Below are 20,360 nucleotides of genomic sequence, written 5' to 3' on the forward strand. Positions count from 1 at the left end.
GTTGCCGGACGCCGTTCGTCGTCGAAGGAGAGCGAAACAGCCGTGACGGAGACCCACAGCACCGCAGCGCGCGGGGACAGTGGCCCGGAGGTCGCCCGACTGGTCGCCAGTCGGGTGCTGGACGTGCCCGACTTCCCCAAGCCCGGCGTCATGTTCAAGGACCTGATGCCACTGTTCGCCGACGGCAAGGTCTTCCGTGAGGTGATCGACGGGATCGTCGCGTACCACGGGCGGGACGCCTTCGACGTGGTGGTCGGCATCGAGGCGCGCGGGTTCGTCGTGGCGGCGGCCATCGCGTACGCGACGGGGGTGGGCGTGGTGCCGGTGCGCAAGGCCGGCAAGCTGCCCCGCCCGGCGCACTCGGTCTCCTACGAGTTGGAGTACGGCGAGGCCACCCTTGAGGTGCACGAGGACGCCTTCACCGCCGGGCACCGGGTGCTGGTGGTCGACGACGTGCTGGCCACCGGTGGCACCGCCGAGGCGACGCTGGACCTGGTCGAGCGGGCCGGCGGCACCGTCAGTGGCTTCACTGTGCTGCTGGAGCTCGGCTTCCTGGGTGGGCGTGAGCGACTGGCGCCGCGTCCCGTCCACGCCCTGTTGACTGTTTGAACCGGTCGATACTCTGCTGACCGTTTGATCCCGGACCCGTCGGATGGACCCGGCGCCGACCGTCCGGCGGAGCGGCAGGGGACCGTCCGTGCGGGTAGCATTGCCCTTTGCTGACGCCGGCGGTATGCCGTCCGGCGGGCGAGACCAGGTCGGCCGATCTTCGGCCGGCGTGTTTCCGGCGAGCGGTGAGGAGGCCGGTGTCCCACGATGTCGTCCCTCCGGCGGAGGGCACGGTGCACCCGACAGGCGACGCTGACGGCTCGGTGACCGACCGGACAGGCGACGCGCCGGCCCGGGTGACGGGCACCGGCAACGGCTCCGGTCGGGCTGCCGGTGAGAGCGCGGTGCGTCCGACCAGCGGCCCGCCGAGCGCTGAGGCGTCCCCCGGCGCCGATGGCGTCGTGGTGCCGTTCCCGACCGACGCGGGCATCGATCCGTCGCCCAGCGGTGGCTTCGGGCTGTCCAACGCGCCCACCGGTCGGCGGGTCCGGGCCCGGCTTGCCCGGTTCAACGCGCCCTGGCAGACCTCGCAGGTCAGCGAGGTGCTGGAGCCGCTGATCGCGAGCCACCGGGACAACCACCCCAAGGCGGACGCCCGGCTGCTCCAGCGCGCCTTCGACACTGCCGCGCGGTGGCACTCCGGGCAGTACCGCAAGTCCGGCGACCCCTACATCACCCACCCCCTGGCCGTGGCGACCATCCTCGGCAACCTGGGGATGGACACCACCACGTTGGTCGCCGCGCTGCTGCACGACACCATCGAGGACACCGAGTACACCCTCGACCAGATGCGGGCCGACTTCGGTGGCGAGGTCGCCCTGCTGGTCGACGGCGTCACGAAGCTCGACAAGGTCAAGCTGGGCGACGCGGCCAAGGCCGAGACGATCCGCAAGATGGTCGTGGCCATGGCGAAGGACCCGCGGGTGCTGGTGATCAAGCTGGCCGACCGGCTGCACAACATGCGCACCCTGACCTTCCTGCCCCGCCCCAAGCAGGAGCAGAAGGCCAAGGAGACGCTGGAGATCCTGGCGCCGCTGGCGCACCGGCTCGGTATGAACACGATCAAGTGGGAGCTGGAGGACCTGTCCTTCGGCACGCTCTTCCCGAAGCGCTATGAGGAGATCAACCGGCTGATCGGGGAGCACCAGCCGCAGCGCGAGGCGCTGCTGCGGCAGGTGACGCAGAAGGTGCAGATCGACCTGAAGGCCGCCAAGATCAAGGCGGAGACCACCGGTCGGCCGAAGCACCTCTACTCGATCTACCAGAAGATGATCGTGCGGGGTCGCGACTTCAACGACATCTACGACCTGGTCGGTGTGCGGATCCTGGTCGACACCGTTCGGGACTGCTACGCGGCGCTGGGTGTCATCCACGCCAACTGGCAGCCGGTGCCGGGCCGGTTCAAGGACTACATCGCGATGCCCAAGTTCAACATGTACCAGTCGTTGCACACGACTGTCATCGGGCCCACCGGTAAGCCGGTGGAGATGCAGATCCGCACGTACGCGATGCACCGCACCGCGGAGTTCGGCATCGCCGCGCACTGGAAGTACAAGGAGCACAAGGGCACCCAGATCGTCGGCCCGCCCGCGCACATCGACGAGATGACCTGGCTGCGGCAGCTGCTCGACTGGCAGCGTGAGGCGGCCGACCCGAGCGAGTTCCTGGACGCGCTGCGCTTCGACCTGTCCAGCCAGGAGGTGTACGTCTTCACCCCGAAGGGTGACGTCATCCCGCTGCCGACCGGGTCGACACCTGTGGACTTCGCGTACGCGGTGCACACCGAGGTGGGGCACAAGTGCATCGGGGCGCGGGTCAACGGCAAGCTGGTGCCGCTGGAGTCGACGCTGTCCAACGGCGACGTGATCGAGATCTTCACGTCGAAGTCCGAGACGGCCGGCCCGACGCAGGACTGGCTGGGCTTCGTCAAGAGCCCGCGCGCCCGGACGAAGATCCGGCAGTACTTCAACAAGGAGCGGCGCGAGGAGGCGATCGAGGCCGGCAAGGACGCGATCGTCAAGGCGATGCGCAAGCAGGGCATGCCGTTGCAGCGGATGCTCACCTCCGACGCGCTCATGTCGATCGCCCGCGACCTGCACCTGGCCGACGTGGCCTCGCTCTACGCAGCGGTCGGCGACAGCCAGGTCTCCGCGCAGTCGGTGGTGCAGAAGCTGATGGCCGCGTACGGCGGCGAGGAGGGCGCGGCGGAGGACATCGCCGAGACCGCCGTCGCCACCCGGCCGCCGCGCAGCCGGCAGAGCAGCGCCGACCCGGGCGTGGTGGTCCGGGGCGTCAGCGACGTCTGGATCAAGCTGGCCCGCTGCTGCACACCGGTCCCACCGGACTCGGTGTTCGGCTTCGTCACCCGCTCCGGCGGGGTGAGCGTGCACCGCGACGACTGCGCCAACGCCGAGGACCTGCGCGCGCAGAGCGAGCGGGTCGTCGAGGTGAGCTGGAAGCTCACCTCCGCGTCGACGTTCCTGGTCGCCATCCAGGTCGAGGCTCTGGACCGGCACAAGCTGCTGGCCGACGTCACCCGGGTGCTCTCCGACGAACGGGTCAACATCCTCTCCGCCACCGTCACCACCACCCGTGACCGGGTGGCGGTGAGCCGGTTCAGCTTCGAGATGGCCGACCCGAAGCACCTGGGCCACCTGCTGGCCACGGTGCGCAAGGTCGACGGCGTCTTCGACGCCTACCGGGTCACCTCCGGCGCCTGACGCCCACCGGATCGGTCTCGGGGCTCGACGCGTACAGCGGAAATGACAGCGCCCGCCGGCTCAGCCGGCGGGCGCTTCGTCGTGCGCGCGGGGGTCAGCCCTGCGGGTTGCTCATCGTGAGGTCCTTGATGATGACCTCCTTCTTCGGGTGACCGCCCCCGGCCTGCTGGGCGAACGCCCCGTCGTCGCCGGCCTTGGCCACGTCCTTGACGAGGTCCATGCCGCCGGTGATGGTGCCCACCACCGTGTACGCCGGGTCCAGCGGCGAGTCGCCGTAGACGATGAAGAACTGGCTGCCGGTGCTCCCCGGATCCTGGGCCTTGGCCATCGCGATGACACCCTCCGGGTACGGCGGGCGCTTGTCGGTGGGCAGGTTCTCCTCGGCCATCCGGTAGCTCGGGCCGCCCTGGCCGTCGGTGTCCCGCCAGCCGTTGCCGGTGGCGCTGGGGTCACCGCACTGCAACACCTTGATGCCCTCGCTCACGAGGCGGTGGCACTTGGTGTTGTCGAAGAAGTTCTTCTCCGCGAGGTAGGTGAAGCTGCCCGCCGTGCACGGCACCAGCGACCGGTCGACCTTGGCCGTGATCGGGCCGAGGTTGGTGTCGATCGTCATGGTCTGGACGCCCTTGGCGGACTGCTCGTTGCTGGGCACCCCCACGTCCTTGATCTGCGGGGGGCGCTGCTCGGTGGGCAGCGCGGTGTACGCGCACTCGGCCGCGCCCGCCGCCGGCGCGGCGGTGTCGCTCTTGTTGTCGTCGTCGCCGCCGAGGCTCACCGCCAGCCAGACGGTGCCGGCGACCACGAGCACCAGCGCGGCAGCCGCGCTGACGATCGCCGTCGTCTGCCGGCGCTTGCGGGCCTTGGCCGCGCGCTCGGCCATCTCCTTCTCGAGCCGGGCGCGTGCCGCCGCGCGCTGCCGCTCTCTGGTGGACGTCACGCCTGGATCCTCCTGGCTGGTTGCTGCTGGGTGCCGCTTGGGTGGGTGGTGGCGCCCGGTCAGCCGGCGCTCGGGCTGCTGGCCGGTGTGCCGGAGGCCGAGGGAGCCGGTGCCGCACCGGTGACCGGCTCACCGACCGTGAGGCTCTGGATCGTCACATCGGTGCTGGGCTTGACCTTCGCCCCGGTCCCATTGTCCACGGTCGGGAGGGCGCCGATCTTCTCCACCACGTCCAGCCCGCCGGTCACCCGGCCGATGACCGGGTACTTGGGGTCGGCGGTGGTGAAGTCCTTGAAGAAAATCAGGAACTGGCTGCCGTTGCTGCCCGGCGGGTTGGAGACCATCGTCACCGTGCCCTTCGGGTACGTCGGCGGCTGGCCGGGGGCCGGACTGGCCGACGGCGACGCCGACGGGACGGTCGGCAACTCTTCGTCGTAGAACGAGTAGGTCGGCCCACCAAGACCCGTGCCGCTGGGGTCGCCGCAGCGCAGCGCGCCCTCGGCGGTGATCTCGTGGCACTTGGTGTTGTCGTAGAACGACCGGCTCGCCAGGTGGGCGATGCTCGCCGCCGCGCACGGGGAGTTGGTCAGGTTCAGTTCCGCGGTGATCGGCGCGCCCTGGTTCGTGGTCACTGTCATCGCCCGGGTGCCGTCGGTGGGCAGATCCTTGGTGGCCGGCGTGCCGACGTCCTTGAGGTTGGTGTTTGCCGTCGCGTCCTGCGGCGTCCAGAGGCAGGTGTCCTCAGCGGCCGTGTTCTGCTTCGGGTCGGAGTCGAACGCCCCGAGCGCCCAGGCTGAGCCGGCCACTACCAGCACAAGGATCAGAGCGGCGCCAACTCCGGCCTGGATCTGCCGTCGGCGCCTCGTCGAGGCGGCCCGGCGAGCCAACTGCCGGTCGAGCTTGGCCCGCGCCAGTTTGCGCTGCCGGTCCCTGCTGGAAGCCACCAGTGCTCCCCTTTCCTCTACCTGGTCGTCGCCGGCGGCCGGTAGCCCCGGCCCGTCCGGGCGTGACGTGTGCCGCGCCACACGCCCGCCAGAGTGTACGGCTAGTGACTGGGAATGTGGTGTACGAGGTCCACCCCGTCCCGAGCAGCGCTTATCGGAGGTTGTCACTGTGCCCCACGAGGCCCGTGGGACGGACGCGGCAAACTCGCTCGGCCCGCCCGATAGGCTGCTGGGCAGGACGACAGCTGCTCGACGGAGAGGACAGTGCCCGTGCTCGTGGCCGGCTTTCCCGCGGACGCCTTCGGCACCAACTGCTACGTGGTTGCCACCGCGCCGGGGGAGCAGTGCGTGGTGGTCGACCCCGGCATCGGGGTGCTCGACCAGCTCGACGCGCTGCTCGCCGAGCACCGCCTGCATCCGGCCGCCGTGCTGCTCACCCACGGCCACCTCGACCACACCTTCTCGGTCGCGCCGGTCTGCGGTGCGCGCGGCATCACCGCGTACGTGCACCCCGGTGACCGGGAGATGCTGGCCGACCCGTCCAAGGGCCTCTCGACCGACTTGACGTCGCTCTTCGGCGGCCGGCTGAGCTACACCGAGCCGGAGGACGTGGCGGAGTTGACCGACGGCGCCACCCTCACGCTCGCCGGCCTGGAGATCGCCGTCGACCATGCCCCTGGCCATACCGGCGGGTCGGTGCTGTTCCGGCTGCCGGGCGCCGGGTCGAACTGGGAGGCTGACGAGCTGTGCCTCTCCGGTGACGTCCTCTTCGCCGGGTCGATCGGCCGCACCGACCTGCCGGGCGGGAGCATGCCGGCCATGCTCACCAGCCTGCGCGACAAGATTCTTCCGCTGGCCGACGACACCGTCGTGCTGCCCGGCCACGGCCCCAGCACCACCATCGGCCGCGAGCGCGCCAGCAACCCGTACCTCATCGAGGTGGCTGGCACGTCGCCGGCCGCTCCCACCCGGGGCCTCTAGATCTTCTGTCCGCGCCGCGCGCGGACCCACGACACCACCGCGCCACCGGCGCGGAACCGCAAGGAGTACGCCGATGAGCAAGCCCACGCCCATCTCCGGCTTCCCGGAGTGGACCCCCGGCCAGCGGATGATCGAGCAGTTCGTGCTCGACAGGATCCGGGCCACCTTCGAGCTGTACGGCTTCGCGCCGCTGGAGACCCGCGCCGTGGAGCCGCTGGACCAGCTGCTGCGCAAGGGCGAGACCTCGAAGGAGGTCTACGTGATCCGGCGGCTGCACGCCGACGCCGAGGGTGCCGGTGGTGACGACCAGCTCGGCCTGCACTTCGACCTGACCGTGCCGTTCGCCAGGTACGTGTTGGAGAACGCCGGCAAGCTGAGCTTCCCGTTCCGCCGCTACCAGATTCAGAAGGTGTGGCGGGGCGAGCGGCCGCAGGAGGGGCGCTACCGGGAGTTCGTCCAGGCCGACATCGACATCGTCGACCGGGACACCCTGGCCGCGCACCACGAGGCGGAGATGCCGCTGGTCATCGGGGACGCGCTGCGCTCGTTGCCGATCCCACCGGTGACGATCCAGGTCAACAACCGCAAGATCTGCGAGGGTTTCTACCGGGGCATCGGCCTGACCGACCCGGAGGCGGCGCTGCGGGCCGTGGACAAGCTCGACAAGATCGGCCCGGCGAAGGTGGCCGACCTGCTGGCCCAGACCGCCGGGGCGAGCGAGGCGCAGGCAAAGGCGTGCCTGGCGCTGGCCGAGATTTCCGCCCCGGACGCGTCGTTCGCCGATGCCGTCCGGGCGCTCGGGGTGAGCGACCCGCTGCTCGACGAGGGCATCGAGGAACTGGTCCGGGTGGTGGATACCGCCGCCGAGCACTCGCCCGGCCTCTGCGTGGCGGACCTGCGCATCGCCCGTGGGCTGGATTACTACACGGGCACCGTCTACGAGACCCAGCTGCGCGGCTACGAGCGTTTCGGCTCGATCTGCTCCGGCGGCCGGTACGACAACCTGGCCAGCGCCGGCGCCGTCTCGTACCCGGGGGTGGGGATCTCGATCGGCGTGACCCGGCTGCTCGGTCTGCTCTTCGGCGCGGGGGAGCTGTCGGTCTCGCGGGAGGTGCCGACCGCAGTGCTCGTCGCGGTGACCAGCGAGGAGCAGCGTACGGCCAGCAACCGGGTGGCCGAGGCGCTGCGGCGGCGCGGGGTGCCGACCGAGGTGTCGCCGAGCGCGGCGAAGTTCGGCAAGCAGATCCGCTATGCCGAGCGGCGTGGCATCCCGTACGTCTGGTTCCCCGGTGCCGAGGGAGCGCCGGACGAGGTGAAGGACATCCGCTCCGGTGAGCAGGTCACCGCCGGTGCGGGGGAGTGGACGCCACCCCTGGCAGACCTCAAACCCACTGTCGGTTGAGTGTCCCCACTGGCGCTGACGGCCGCGGGGACCTACGGTAGCGTAAGTTACGCCACCGTAGGGAGTTTCTCGTGACCGTCAGCACCACAGTGAGCCAGACCGCGCTGCTCGTCGAGCTGGAGCCGGTTGTCGCACGCAACCTGGACCGCCACCTCTCGCTCGCCAAGGAGTGGTTCCCGCACGAGTACGTGCCGTGGAGCGAGGGGCGGACCTTCGACGGCCCGCTCGGCGGCGAGGCGTGGTCACCGACCGACTCCACAATCCCGGACGTGGCCCGCACCGCGCTGATCGTGAACCTGCTGACCGAGGACAACCTGCCCTCGTACCACCACGAGATCGCCACTCTGTTCGGTCGCGACGGCGCGTGGGGCACCTGGGTGCACCGGTGGACCGCCGAGGAGGGTCGCCACGGCGTCGCGATCCGCGACTACCTGACCGTCACCCGGGCGGTCGACCCGGTGGCGCTGGAGCGGGCCCGGATGACCCACATGTCGGAGGGCTACACCAACGCCCACGGCGACGAGGTGCTGCACTCGCTGGCGTACGTCTCGTTCCAGGAACTGGCCACCCGGATCTCGCACCGCAACACCGGCAAGGCCACCGGCGACCCCACCTGCGAGGCGCTGCTGGCCCGGGTGGCCGCCGACGAGAACCTGCACATGGTCTTCTACCGCAACCTGCTCGCGGCCGCGTTCGAGCTGGCCCCGAGCCAGGCCATGCGGGCAGTCGCCGACGTGGTGGACGACTTCCAGATGCCGGGCAGCGGCATCGACGGGTTCGCCCGCAAGTCGGTGGCGATCGCCCTGGCCGGCATCTACGACCTGCGCCAGCACCGCGACGAGGTGCTGCAGCCGGTCCTGCGTCAGTGGGACGTCTTCAACGTGACCGGCCTCAACGCCGACGGTGAGGCCGCCCGCGAGCAGCTCGCCGCCCAGCTGGAGAACCTGGACCGCGCCGCGAGCCGCTTCGAGGAGAAGCGCGACGCCCGAGCCGCCCGCCTAGCCCTCCGCTAAACCCCCCACCCCTCCAACCCCACCCCCCACCCCACCCCGTTGATCATGAAGTTATTGCCACTCGGGTCGGCGTGTCGGCGCAATAACTTCATGATCAACCCAGAGGGCTGCGGGGTTGGGGGTCTTGGGGGTGGGGTTGGGGGTGGGGGTGGGTTAGGGGAGGGGGAGGAGGAGGCAGGTGCTGGTGGCGTGGGCTATCAGGCGGTCGGCGGCGTCGGTGATGCGGGCCTCGGCCAGGGCCGTACGGCGGCCGCGTTGCAGCACAGTGCCCTCGCAGCGCAGGATGCCGCTGTCCACGGTGACCGGGCGGAGGAACTTCACGTTGAGGTCCAGCGAGGTGTAGCCGACTCCGGCGGGCAGCGTGGTGTGCACCGCGCACGCCGCGGCGGTGTCCAGCAGGGTCGAGAGCACGCCACCGTGGACGCTGCCGAGCGGGTTGTAGTGGAACTCCTGGGGAGTCAGCTCGACGACGACCCGGCCCTCGTCGGCTTCCATCCTGGCCATGTCGAGAAGGTGCATCACCGGCGGCGCGGCCAGCTCGCCGGCGATCATCGCCCGGAGAATGTCCAGGCCGCTGCGTCGACCGACCTGGGCGGCGTTGACCGACGGGTCCGCCCAGGTGAAGGTACGGCTGCGCACTGGTTCCTGCGTCTGCGTCATGGACGCAGCCTGGCAGCAGGTTGCTGAGTCTGTCAACGAGATCTAGCCTGGTCGGATGCGACCCGCGGCTCTGGACTGGTCAGTGGAGAACTGCACCATCGCCCGCGCGATGGAGGTCCTCGGTGAGCGGTGGACCCTTGTGGTGCTCCGCGAGGTGTTCACCGGAGTACGCCGCTTCGACGACATGCGGGTACGCACCGGCATTCCGCGCCAGGTGCTGACCAACCGGCTCGCCAGCCTGGTGGAGCAGGGCGTGCTGAGTCGCGAGCCGTACCGGGAGCCCGGCAGCCGGCTGCGCCACGAGTACCGGCTCACGGAGAAGGGCCTGGATCTGTGGCCGGTGCTGGTCGCCGTGCTCGGTTGGGGCGACCGGTACCTCGCCGACGCGGAGGGGTCTCCGCTCAGTGTCACGCACCGCGACTGCGGCGCGACGGTACGCGCCGAACTTCGCTGCGCCGACGGGCACGACGTGGGTCAGCCCCGCGACGTGGTGCCCAGTCCTGGCCCCGGCGCCCGTCGCCGTACCCCCTGACCCGAGCCCGCCGCACCCCGAGACGTCCGTTGCCCATCGCACCCTGACGCCCAGGCGCCCGTCCCCGTCGCCCGTCGCGCGGCGCCTCGCCGTGCCCTCCTGTGCGCGGTGCACCCGACGCCCGGCGCGGGCAGACATCGATGACCGTGCGCGCCGAATGTGGCCGGCTGTCGGTTGGGTGTGACGGTGGCTGTTCGCCAGCGTGTCGGGGGTGTTGCGGCCGCGTGGCCAACCGAGGTCGGTGAATCCGGACGAATTCAACCCTTGTTAATGATCTTAAGTATGTGAATACTTCAGTCTCATCCGGCCGGTTTCCCCAGATCGGCCGGGTTGCCCTCGGGTCAGCCGCCCCCGGCAGACCCGCTCCCCCGCCCAGGAGGTTTGTTACATGCGACCCACGAGGTCAACATTCCGCGTTGCGGCCACAGTCGCCGTTTCCGGAACCCTGGTCGTCGGCTCGCTCATCGGCGCGCCCGCCCAGGCCGCTCCTGCCGCGTCCCCCGACGCCGCCGCCGCGATCTCCGCGGAACTCGGCGACCGCTCCGCCGGCTCGTACATCGACGCCAGCGGCAAATCCGTCGTCACGGTGACCGACGCGGCCGCCGCCAGCAAGGCGAGCAAGGCCGGCGCCGTCGTCCGCTACGTCACCCGCGGCGCCGCCGAGCTCAACCGGGCCACGGCCGAGCTGGAGCGCTCCGCCAAGATCCCGGGTACCGCCTGGTGGAGTGACCCGGTCACCAACCAGGTCGTCGTCTCCGTCGACAGCACCGTCACCGGGGCCAAGCTGGAGCGGGTCAAGGCCGCCGCCGCGCGGGCCAACGGCGCGGTCCGGGTCGAGGCCGAGGCGGGCGTGCTGAGCACCCGGATCTCCGGCGGCCAGGCCATCTACGCCGGCGGGGGCGGGCGTTGCTCGCTCGGCTTCAACGTGCGCAGTGGCAGCACCTACTACTTCGTGACGGCCGGGCACTGCACCAACATCTCGGCCAGCTGGTACTCGAACTCCGCCCAGACCTCGCTGCTCGGCACCCGTACCGGCACCAGCTTCCCGGGCAACGACTACGGCATCGTGCGGCACAACAACTCGGCCAACGCCGCCGGTAACGTCTCGCTCTACAACGGCAGCTTCCGCGACATCACCGGCTCCGGCAACGCGTCGGTCGGCCAGTCGGTGCAGCGCTCCGGCAGCACCACCGGCCTGCGCAGCGGCTCGGTGAACGCGACCAACGCCACGGTGAACTACGCCGAGGGCTCGGTCTCCGGTCTGATCCGGACCAACGTCTGCGCCGAGCCGGGCGACAGCGGCGGCTCGCTCTTCGCCGGCGGCACCGCCCTGGGCATGACCTCCGGTGGTAGCGGCAACTGCCGCACCGGTGGCACGACCTACTTCCAGCCGGTCACCGAGGCGCTCAGCCGCTACGGCGTCAGCGTCTTCTGATCCACGCACCACTCGCGGGCCGCCGGAACTCTCCGGCGGCCCGCGTCGCGTCGACGGCCACCGAACCCCGCCGACACCGGGCGGACGCGACGGCGCTCAGCCGGGTCGGGACGGCCTCGGCCGCCGCCGGGAGACCAGCACTGCGACCAGCGGTACGCCCGCCTCGGCGGCCGCCGCCAGCCGCTCCGTCAGCCCGGTCCACGCCCCACCGGTGAGGAGCTCGACGGCGAACCAGCCGACCAGCCCGAGGAGGACCACCGCCGCCGCGAGCGCCGCCCGGCGTACGGGGGCCGGCGGGCGGTCGCGCTCCCGATCGAGCGACGGTGCGCCCCGACGGGGCACCGCCAGGGCCGGCCAGACGGCCAACGCCCCGAACGCGACCCCGGCGGCCACGGCGTGCGTCGTCGAGTCACCGTCCGGGTTCTGCGGGAACGCGACAAGCACCAGGGTCGCCAGCCCACCCAGCGCCAGCAGCGCTCGGCCCATCGGTGCGGCGCTGACCAGGCCGAACGCGGTCGCCAGGTGACAGAGGCCCAGGCCGGCGAGCCCGATCGTCATGATCCAGCGATGGTCCGCGCCCGCGGCGGCAAGCGCACTGATGGTCTGCCGCACCGGGTCGAATCCGTCGGACTGGGCGGCCTGCGCCAGTGTCCAGCCGCCGACGAGGAACAGTGGTGCGCCACCGGCCGACAGCAGGGTCCAACGGGGAACGGCGGACATCGGGCGATCGTAGCGGCGCGATCGGCGGAGTTCCCCGGCCGCGCGCGCCCGGTGCCGACGCGTCGACGGTGCGGACGCCGGTGCAGGCGGGGACGAGGCCCGATCAGGCGGGGACGAGGCCCGATCAGGCGGGGACGGGGCCGGATCAGGCGGGGACGAGGCCGGATCAGGCGGGGACGAGGCCGGATCAGGCGGGGCGAGGACCCGTCACAGCCGGTCGGGTCGTCCGGGAGCGGGCCCGCTCGGTGGTCCGAGGGGATCCGGGGGTACGACGCCGATGGTCGGCAGGTCCGGGCCGACGCGTACGGTGCCGCCGACCGACCAGGCGAGGTGCGCCCGCCGGGCGGAGAGGACCGCCAGCAGCGGCCAGAGGGAGACCGCCACCGCCGTCACCCGTTCGGCCAGCCCGGTGCGGGACCCACTTGTCACCTCGAACGCGCACCATCCGAAGAGCGCGAGCAGCACGAGCGTGGCGCTCAGCCCGACCGTCCGGCGGAACGCCCAGGGCGGCTCCGGTCGGGTGGGGTGCTCGGTGTCGTGGCCGCGCGGCAGCCGCAGTGCCGAGCCGGCCGGCCAGAGCACCAGGGCGAGGACGGCCACCGTCGCCGCGACGCCGTGGCTGAGCGAGCCGCCGACCGGCGGCCGGGGAAAGGCGACCAGCGCGATGGTGGCCACGCCACCGACCGCGAGCAGGAAGCGGCTGGGTAGCCCGGCCGCGTGCAGGACGGCGGCGACAGACAGGTAACAGCAGCCGAGCAGCACCAGGGCCACCACCATGATCCAGGCGTCGGTGGCGTCCTGTCCTGCCAGCTCGCTGATGGTGTCCCGGATCGGGTCGTACCCGACGGGCTGTCGGGCCTGAGCCACCGTCCAACCGGCCACCAGCAGCACGGGCGCCGCCGCCGCCGTGGCGACGGCCCAGTTTGGTACGGGCCGCATTTCGCCACGTTAACCGGCGCGGCTGCCGGGGGAGTCGGGTTCGCCGGTCCACCCCACCAGCGAATCGTGCCGGCCTGCCGGGTGCCCGGAGGCGGAGCGGCCACCCCTGACAGAATGCCTGGGAGGACTGTTCCACGATGAGGAGTTGCCAGCCGTGATCCGTACCCACAATGCCGGAAGCCTGCGCGCCGCGGACGCCGGCTCGACGGTGACGCTCGCCGGCTGGGTGGCCCGCCGCCGCGACCACGGCGGGGTCATCTTCGTCGACCTGCGCGACGGTTCCGGTGTTGTCCAGGTGGTGTTCCGCGAGGAAGATGCGCACGCGCTGCGCAACGAGTTCTGCGTCAAGGTCGTCGGTGAGGTGACCCGCCGCCCGGCCGGCAACGAGAACCCGGAGCTGCCCACCGGTGAGGTCGAGGTGACCGTCGTGGAGCTGGAGGTGCTCTCCGAGGCGGCGCCGCTGCCGCTGCCGGTGGACGACCAGATCGAGGCCGGCGACGACATCCGACTCCGGTACCGCTACCTGGACCTGCGCCGCAGCGGCCCGGCGAACGCGCTGCGGCTGCGCTCGCGCGCCAGCCAGCTCGCCCGGGGCGTGCTGCACGAGCGTGACTTCCTGGAGATCGAGACGCCGACGCTGACCCGCTCGACGCCGGAGGGCGCCCGCGACTTCCTGGTGCCGGTGCGGCTTCAGCCCGGCAGTTGGTACGCGTTGCCGCAGTCGCCGCAGCTGTTCAAGCAGCTGCTGATGGTCGGCGGCATGGAGCGGTACTACCAGATCGCCCGCTGCTACCGCGACGAGGACTTCCGCGCCGACCGGCAGCCTGAGTTCACCCAGCTCGACATCGAGATGTCCTTCGTCACCGAGGACGACGTGATCGACCTCGGCGAGGCGATCGTCTCGACGCTCTGGAAGGACCTGGCCGGGCACGAGATCTCCGGGCCGATCCCACGGATCACCTGGCACGACGCGATGGCCCGGTACGGCTCGGACAAGCCGGACCTGCGCTACGGCGTCGAGCTGACCGAGCTGACGGAGTACCTGCGCGGCACCGAGTTCCGGGTCTTCGCCGGGGCGATCGACGCGGGCGGCTACGTCGGCGCGGTGGTGATGCCGGGTGGTGCGGCGCAGAGCCGCAAGGAGCTGGACGGCTGGCAGGACTGGGCGAAGGCGCGTGGCGCGCGCGGCCTGGCGTACGTGGTGCTGGACGCCGAGACCGGCGAGGCACGTGGCCCGGTGGCGAAGAACCTCTCCGCCGAGCACCTGGGCGGGCTCGCCGACACGGTCGGGGCCAAGCCGGGTGACGCGGTCTTCTTCGCCGCGAGCGCCACCACCCGGGAGGCGCAGGAACTGCTCGGGGCGGCCCGCGTCGAGATCGCCAAGCGGTCCGGCCTGATCGACGAGAGTGCCTGGGCGTTCTGCTGGGTGGTCGACGCGCCGATGTTCGAGCGCACGGACGAGGGCGGTTGGACGGCAGTGCACCACCCGTTCACCTCGCCGAACGCGGAGTGGGTCGACCGGTTCGAGGAGGCTCCGGACCGCGCCCTGGCGTACGCGTACGACATCGTCTGCAACGGCAACGAGATCGGCGGCGGGTCGATCCGTATCCACCGGGGTGACGTGCAGAAGCGGGTCTTCGACCTGCTCGGCATCACTCCCGAGGAGGCGCAGGACAAGTTCGGCTTCCTGCTGGAGGCGTTCAAGTACGGTGCGCCGCCGCACGGCGGTATCGCCTTCGGCTGGGACCGGGTCTGCATGCTGCTCGCCGGTGCCGACTCCATCCGTGAGGTCATCGCCTTCCCGAAGACCCGGGGTGGCTTCGACCCGCTGACCAGCGCACCCACCCCGATCACCGCTCAGCAGCGCACCGAGGCCGGTATCGACGCCAAGCCCAAGCCCCCCGCGACGGCCCACACCGGCACGGCAGGCCCGGCAGCCCCGGTGGCCGACCCGGTCTGACCCCTCTGACCCCACCCACCGCCGCCCGCCCTTCGCTTGGTTGATCAAGAGGTTTGCGTCATCATCGCCCCGCGAGATGACGCAAACCTCTTGATCGTCTGTGGGGGAGTGGGCCGGGATGCGGGTGCTTGTCGTCGGGGGTAGCGGGTTACTGGGGCGGTCGGTTTGTCGGCGGGGGGTCGACGCCGGGCTCTCGGTGGTGGGGACGTTTCACTCGGGTGAGATCGCTGTGCCGGGTGTCGTGGCGCGGCGGCTGGACGTGACCGATCGGGCCGCCGTGCGCGCGCTGGTCGCCGAGGTGCGGCCGGACGCCGTGGTTGGGACCCCCTATCGGTACGGCGACTGGGCGGTCACCGCCGACGGGGCCGCCCACGTGGCGTTCGCCGCCGCCGAGGTGGGTGCCCGGCTGGTGCACGTGTCCAGCGACGCGCTGCACGCCGGACGACCCGTGCCGTACGCCGACGACGAACCACCCACGCCGGTGCACGCGTACGGTGCCGCGAAGGCGGCGGCCGAGACCGCCGTACGGGCGATCGACCCGAGCGCGGCGCTGGTGCGGACCTCCCTGATCGTGGGGGAGGGCAGCAAGCAGATCCAGCTCTGCCGGGACGCGCTCGCCGGCCGGGCCACCCTGTTCAGCGACGAACTGCGCTGCCCGATCGACGTCACCGACCTGGCCGACGCCGTGCTGGAGCTGGTCGCCTCGACGTACGCCGGTCTGCTCAACGTGGCCGGCCCGGACGCGGTCAGCCGGGCCGAGCTGGGCCTGCTGGTGGCCGCGCGATACGGCCTGGATCCGGCCGGGCTGAAGACCACCACCAGCGCGGCCACCGGGCTGGTGCGCCCCCTTGACGTACGCCTCGACTCCACCCGCGCCGCCGCCCTGTTGCGCACCCGGCTGCGCGGGGTACGCGAACTCCTGGCGCACTAACCCGCCCCACCCCAAGCGCGCGGCCGTCCCACCCCCCGCGATCTTGCACTTCCGGTGGCGACAAAAGGGTCTTCAGTGAGCGAGACGAAGACCGAAACCGCAAGATCGCGGAGAGATAGATGCACAGTTTCTATGCACAACACTTGTGCATAGAAACTGTGCAGAGATAGTGTGCAGTCATGGCGAACGACGAAGACGTCACGCAGCCAGCGCTGCGTGAGGTGCGGATCGACAAACGGCAGGTCCGGGTGCTGGCGCACCCGCTACGAATGCGGTTGATCGGAGCGCTGCGCGTGAAGGGGCCCGCCACCGCGACCACCCTCGCCGAACTGCTCGGCACCAACACCGGCGCGACCAGCTACCACCTGCGCCAACTCGCCGAGGTCGGGCTCGTCATCGAGGACCCCGACCGGGGCAGCGGGCGGCAACGATGGTGGCAGGCGGCGCACGACGTCACCAACTGGGAGCCGTCCGACTTCGACGACGACCCCGACGCCCGGGCCGCGATCGAGTGGATTCAGGGCGACCAGGTGCGTCTCCTCGCCGAGACCGCCGACCGCTGGTTCGCCACCCAGCACGAATGGTCACCGGCCTGGCGGGACGGCTTCGGCATGAGCGACACCCTGATGACCATCCCACCGGCCCGGCTCGACGAACTCAAGAACGAGGTGTGGCAGTTGCTGGAGCGGTACCGCCAGGAGGCCGAAACCGCGGACCCGACCGATCCGGAGGCCCAGCCCGTGCAGATCTTCCTGGCCGCCTACCCGCTGCGCGAGGGCCTCTGATGAGCGCGAGGAGTGAGCCGGTGTTGCGAGCCCCGCAGTCGAGAAGTGAGGGATTGTCATGAGCGCGCTGACCGTACGTCAGATTCGACGTCGTTACCTCACGCTCTACGGCCTGCGCTGGCTGCCCACCGGTCTGATGATTCCGGTGATGATCCTGCTGATGCAGGAGCGGGGCCTGTCGCTGCCGCAGATCGGTCTGGTCGGCACCGCGCAGGGGCTGTTGGTGCTGGCGCTGGAGTTGCCCACCGCCGGGATCGCCGACGCGATCGGCCGCCGACCGGTGCTTCTCGCCGCCGGGGTGCTCAACCTCGCCTCGCTGGCGCTGTTCGCTGTGGCCGACTCGTTCTGGCTGTTCTTCCTGGTCTGGGCCCTGCAGGGGGTCTACCGGGCGCTGGACAGCGGCCCGTTGGAGTCCTGGTACGTCGACGCCACGCTGGCTGTCGACGCGGAGGCCGAGTACGAGCGTGGCCTCGGGCATGCCGGCACCGTGGTCGGCGCTGCGATCGGTGGTGGCGCGTTGCTCAGTGGCGGTCTGATCGCGCTCGGCTCGATCGGGCCGGTCAGCGCGCTCACGGTGCCTGTCCTGGCCGCCATCGTCGCGCAGGCGGCGGCGCTCGTCGCACTGGTAGTGCTGCTGGTCGAGCAGCGGTCGGCCACCGGGGTCGCGGCGCTGCGGACCTCGGCCGCCCAGGCGCCCCGGATGATCGGCGAGGCGCTCGGGCTGCTGCGCCGGTCCCGGGTGCTGCTGGCGCTGGTCGCGGTGGAGCTGTTCTGGGGCTTCGGCATGGTCACCTTCGAGTCACTGCTGCCGGTACGGCTGGCCGAGGTGATCGGCGACCCGGAACGCGCCGCCGCGCTGCTCGGGCCGGCGAACTCGGTCGCCTGGCTGGCCTCGGCCGCCGGCGCGGCGTTGACCCCATTGCTGCTGCGCTGGTTCGGCGCTGCCCCGGGCGCGGCGCTGCTGCGCATCCTGCAGGGTGTGACGGTGGTCGGGATGGGGTTGTTCGCCGGGCCGGTCGGGGTGCTGGTGGCGTACCTGGCCTGCTACGCCGTGCACGGGGCGTCCAACCCGCTGCACAACGGGCTGCTGCACCGGCAGGTGGACGGCCCGTACCGGACCAGCGTGCTCTCGCTGAACTCGATGATGGCGCAGCCGGCCGGTGCGCTCGGTGGGGTGGCGCTGACCGCGCTCGCCGCTGCCACCAGTGTCGGCACCGCGATGGTGGTCGGCGCTGTGGTGCTGGCCGTCGCCGCCCCGCTCTACCTGCCCGCCTGGCTGGCCGGCCGTCGGGCCGCACCCGCCGTCGAGCCGACCCCGGTCCCAGTTCCCGCCGCCGACCGGTAGGGAACACTCCTCGCCTGACCGCCTCAGGCCGGTCAGGCGAGGCGGATCGAGCTGAGCGGGACCGGGCGGCCGTGGCACTGGTGCATCCACCGTGGAGATTGGCGAGTCGACCGATTGGGTACATCACGCGCCGACCTACTGGGAACCCCCACCGGAGGACCGACATGCTCGCCATTCTCGCGGCCATCGTCTTTGGCTTCGCCCTGCTGCTCGACCTGCTCGGCACCGACTTCGGAGCGCCGGACCTGTTCAACTGGAACACCCTCGTACTCATCGGGCTCCTTCTCCTCTCGCTCTACCTGGCCGGTGTGGGCAGCGGCCCGCGCGGCGGTGGCGGCGGCCGCTGGTACCGGGGCCGTCGCCCCGGGCGTGGCTGACCGGAACCGATCACCGGTGGCGGGCCCGCGGCGCGATTCCGGCGTCGTGGGCCCGGCCCGGTACTGTCTTCGTGATGGAGTCCGACGCCCTCTTCTCCCTCGGTGAACCCGCCGGGTCGCGCAGCGCGCCCGACGGTCCCGCCGGTGTCGACGGCTTCACCGCGGTGGCCGACGATTCGCCCCTGCCCGTCCGGATGCGCCCGGTGACCCTCGACGAGTTGGTCGGGCAGGAGCACCTGCTCGCTCCCGGCGCACCCCTGCGGCAACTGGTCTCCGGCGGGGCTCCGATGTCGGTGATCCTCTGGGGCCCGCCGGGCAGCGGCAAGACCACAATCGCCCACCTGGTGGCCGGTGCCACCGACCGCCGCTTCGTCGCCATGTCGGCGCTCTCCGCCGGGGTGAAGGACGTCCGGGCGGTGATCGAGGCGGCACGCCGCCAGCGCCGTTCCGGTGGCCCACAGACCGTGCTCTTCATCGACGAGGTGCACCGGTTCAGCAAGACCCAACAGGATTCACTGCTCGCCGCCGTCGAGGACCGCACTGTCACCCTGCTGGCGGCCACCACCGAGAACCCGTACTTCTCGGTCATCTCACCGCTGCTGTCGCGGTGCGTGCTGCTCACCCTGCAACCGTTGGACGACGAGGCGGTGCGGGGCCTGCTGCGCCGCGCGGTCGCCGACAAGCGTGGCCTGGACGGCGCACTGGCCCTGACCACCGAGGCCGAGGATCACCTGGTCCGGCTGGCCGCCGGCGACGTCCGTAAGGCACTCACCGCCCTTGAGGCGGCGGCGGCCTCCGCGACGGCCCTCGGCGGTGGGCGCATCGACCTCGCCACCGCTGAGCAGGCCGTCGACGTGGCGGCAGTGCGCTACGACCGCGACGGCGACGCCCACTACGACGTGGTCAGCGCCTTCATCAAGAGCATGCGCGGCTCGGACGTGGACGCGGCGGTGCACTGGCTGGCCCGCATGCTGGTCGCCGGTGAGGACGCCCGGTTCATCGCCCGTCGTCTGGTCATCTTCGCCAGCGAGGACGTCGGCATGGCCGATCCCGGGGCGCTGAGCGTGGCGACGGCCGCCGCGCACGCGGTCGAGTACGTCGGGCTGCCCGAAGCGCAGCTCAACCTCGCCCAGGCGGTGATCCACCTGGCCACCGCGCCCAAGTCGAACTCGGCCACCACCGCCATCGGCGCCGCCATCGCCGACGTCCGGGCCGGTCGCGGTGGCCCGGTGCCACGCGGGCTGCGCGACGCGCACTACGCCGGCGCCCGAGGGTTGGGCCACGGGACCGGCTACCGCTACCCGCACGACGACCAGCGCGGCGTGGTCACCCAGCAGTACGTCCCGGACGACCTGGTGGGCACCGACTACTACCAGCCCAGCCCGCACGGCGCGGAGCGGTCGGTGGCCGGCAGGTTGCCGCTGCTGCGCCGGATCGTGCGCGGTCTGCCGGCTCCTGCCGGGCGTCCGCAGACGCCGACATCCGAGCCGTCCGTAACGGCGCAGACCGCGCCAGCGCTATCCCCGGGGGCCGCCCGTCCGACGACGGGCACGGATGCCCCCGGCACGATGCAGGACAGCGGCACCGACGCCGCAGGAGAGGGTCAACAGTGAGATCGCGTGGTGGGGACCGCCCGGACGAGGGCCCGGACGAGCGGCGCGATCCCCGCGCCAAGACCCGCCGTTGGGGTCGCGGCCGGGCGGCTGAGCCCGAGCCGGAGGAGCCGGTCGCCGGCGAGGAGTTCGGCTGGATCGACGACCTCCGCTCGGCCAAGCAGCAACGCACCGAGCTGGGCCCGGACGGCGCGCCGGCGGAGCCGAACCGGCAGCGCGGGGGCATGCCGCCGGCAGACCCGGCCGGGCCGCCGGCACAACCCACAGCGCGTACGGCGGGAGGGCCGGCCGATGCGCGCGGCAGTGCCCCGGAGTCCCCGGCGCCGCCGGCCTCGCGCCAGCCTGAACAGGGCGGTGCCGCCGCCCGTCGACCTGTCGACGGGCCCTGGCCCGGGGAGACGCCACCAGCGGATCGTCGCCCGGACAACCGGCCACCCGGCGCCGGCCCCGCACCCGG

Annotated in this window: 18 protein-coding genes and 1 pseudogene; 14 read left to right on the top strand and 5 right to left on the bottom strand. The window is 71.7% G+C overall.

Annotated features, from left to right (window positions below; genetic code table 11):
• Nucleotides 1-42 precede the first annotated feature (42 nt).
• Nucleotides 43-609: an adenine phosphoribosyltransferase gene (locus MED01_RS15160; RefSeq protein ID WP_238669209.1), complete on the top strand. Its 567-nt coding sequence runs from the start codon at nt 43-45 to the stop codon at nt 607-609.
• Between the two features lie 197 nt (nt 610-806).
• The gene (locus MED01_RS15165; protein WP_238669210.1) at nt 807-3,329 is read left to right on the top strand and encodes a RelA/SpoT family protein; all 2,523 of its coding nucleotides are present in this window, start codon (nt 807-809) and stop codon (nt 3,327-3,329) included.
• Nucleotides 3,330-3,423: 94 nt separating this feature from the next.
• Here the strand turns inward: MED01_RS15165 and MED01_RS15170 are convergent, their stop codons facing one another.
• Together MED01_RS15170 and MED01_RS15175 are read right to left on the bottom strand one after the other, a co-directional pair.
• Nucleotides 3,424-4,266: a peptidylprolyl isomerase gene (locus MED01_RS15170; RefSeq protein ID WP_238669211.1), complete on the bottom strand. Its 843-nt coding sequence runs from the start codon at nt 4,264-4,266 to the stop codon at nt 3,424-3,426.
• A 59-nt stretch (nt 4,267-4,325) separates the two neighbouring features.
• On the bottom strand, nt 4,326-5,210 hold the full coding sequence (locus MED01_RS15175) for a peptidylprolyl isomerase (RefSeq protein ID WP_238669212.1): 885 nt from the start codon (nt 5,208-5,210) through the stop codon (nt 4,326-4,328).
• Between the two features lie 270 nt (nt 5,211-5,480).
• Here MED01_RS15175 and MED01_RS15180 point away from each other — a divergent pair, with 270 nt between their 5' ends.
• The 3 genes from MED01_RS15180 (at nt 5,481) to MED01_RS15190 (ending at nt 8,606) form a co-directional block, all read left to right on the top strand.
• Complete coding sequence (locus tag MED01_RS15180) at nt 5,481-6,191, top strand: MBL fold metallo-hydrolase (RefSeq protein WP_238669226.1); 711 nt, start codon at nt 5,481-5,483, stop codon at nt 6,189-6,191.
• Between the two features lie 73 nt (nt 6,192-6,264).
• Nucleotides 6,265-7,593 carry a histidine--tRNA ligase gene (gene hisS / locus MED01_RS15185; protein WP_238669213.1) on the top strand — a complete coding sequence of 443 codons (1,329 nt, stop codon included), beginning with the start codon at nt 6,265-6,267 and terminating at the stop codon, nt 7,591-7,593.
• A gap of 71 nt (nt 7,594-7,664) precedes the next feature.
• Entirely contained in the window at nt 7,665-8,606 is a 942-nt protein-coding gene (locus MED01_RS15190) for an acyl-ACP desaturase (RefSeq protein ID WP_238669214.1), read from the top strand.
• A gap of 153 nt (nt 8,607-8,759) precedes the next feature.
• Here the strand turns inward: MED01_RS15190 and MED01_RS15195 are convergent, their stop codons facing one another.
• Nucleotides 8,760-9,266: a PaaI family thioesterase gene (locus MED01_RS15195; RefSeq protein ID WP_238669215.1), complete on the bottom strand. Its 507-nt coding sequence runs from the start codon at nt 9,264-9,266 to the stop codon at nt 8,760-8,762.
• Nucleotides 9,267-9,321: 55 nt separating this feature from the next.
• On the opposite strand from MED01_RS15195, the gene MED01_RS15200 reads away from it, so the two are divergent.
• A complete protein-coding gene (locus tag MED01_RS15200; RefSeq protein WP_238669216.1) occupies nt 9,322-9,798 on the top strand; it encodes a winged helix-turn-helix transcriptional regulator in 477 nt (158 codons plus the stop codon).
• Nucleotides 9,799-10,186: 388 nt separating this feature from the next.
• The gene (locus MED01_RS15205) at nt 10,187-11,233 is read left to right on the top strand and encodes a S1 family peptidase (protein WP_238669217.1); all 1,047 of its coding nucleotides are present in this window, start codon (nt 10,187-10,189) and stop codon (nt 11,231-11,233) included.
• 96 nt (nt 11,234-11,329) lie between these two features.
• Here the strand turns inward: MED01_RS15205 and MED01_RS15210 are convergent, their stop codons facing one another.
• Nucleotides 11,330-11,953: a DUF998 domain-containing protein gene (locus tag MED01_RS15210; RefSeq protein ID WP_238669218.1), complete on the bottom strand. Its 624-nt coding sequence runs from the start codon at nt 11,951-11,953 to the stop codon at nt 11,330-11,332.
• 207 nt (nt 11,954-12,160) lie between these two features.
• Nucleotides 12,161-12,892 carry a DUF998 domain-containing protein gene (locus MED01_RS15215; protein ID WP_238669219.1) on the bottom strand — a complete coding sequence of 244 codons (732 nt, stop codon included), beginning with the start codon at nt 12,890-12,892 and terminating at the stop codon, nt 12,161-12,163.
• A 154-nt stretch (nt 12,893-13,046) separates the two neighbouring features.
• Between MED01_RS15215 and aspS the strand changes: the two genes are divergently transcribed.
• The 7 genes and pseudogenes from aspS to MED01_RS15250 form a co-directional block, all read left to right on the top strand.
• On the top strand, nt 13,047-14,852 hold the full coding sequence (gene aspS, locus MED01_RS15220) for an aspartate--tRNA ligase (RefSeq protein WP_238669220.1): 1,806 nt from the start codon (nt 13,047-13,049) through the stop codon (nt 14,850-14,852).
• A gap of 118 nt (nt 14,853-14,970) precedes the next feature.
• Nucleotides 14,971-15,783 carry an SDR family oxidoreductase gene (locus MED01_RS15225; RefSeq protein WP_238669221.1) on the top strand — a complete coding sequence of 271 codons (813 nt, stop codon included), beginning with the start codon at nt 14,971-14,973 and terminating at the stop codon, nt 15,781-15,783.
• Nucleotides 15,784-15,962: 179 nt separating this feature from the next.
• A complete protein-coding gene (locus MED01_RS15230; protein WP_238669222.1) occupies nt 15,963-16,568 on the top strand; it encodes an ArsR/SmtB family transcription factor in 606 nt (201 codons plus the stop codon).
• A gap of 58 nt (nt 16,569-16,626) precedes the next feature.
• Nucleotides 16,627-17,913: an MFS transporter gene (locus tag MED01_RS15235; RefSeq protein WP_238669223.1), complete on the top strand. Its 1,287-nt coding sequence runs from the start codon at nt 16,627-16,629 to the stop codon at nt 17,911-17,913.
• A gap of 164 nt (nt 17,914-18,077) precedes the next feature.
• On the top strand, nt 18,078-18,290 hold the full coding sequence (locus tag MED01_RS15240; protein WP_124855015.1) for a hypothetical protein: 213 nt from the start codon (nt 18,078-18,080) through the stop codon (nt 18,288-18,290).
• Nucleotides 18,291-18,364: 74 nt separating this feature from the next.
• Complete coding sequence (locus tag MED01_RS15245; protein WP_238669224.1) at nt 18,365-19,903, top strand: replication-associated recombination protein A; 1,539 nt, start codon at nt 18,365-18,367, stop codon at nt 19,901-19,903.
• Nucleotides 19,900-20,360 (top strand): annotated as a pseudogene (locus tag MED01_RS15250) (hypothetical protein); the annotation flags it as partial. The gene MED01_RS15245 and the pseudogene MED01_RS15250, both read left to right, overlap by 4 nt.

Source organism: Micromonospora alfalfae (assembly GCF_022230925.1).
GTDB classification, from domain to species: domain Bacteria; phylum Actinomycetota; class Actinomycetes; order Mycobacteriales; family Micromonosporaceae; genus Micromonospora; species Micromonospora alfalfae.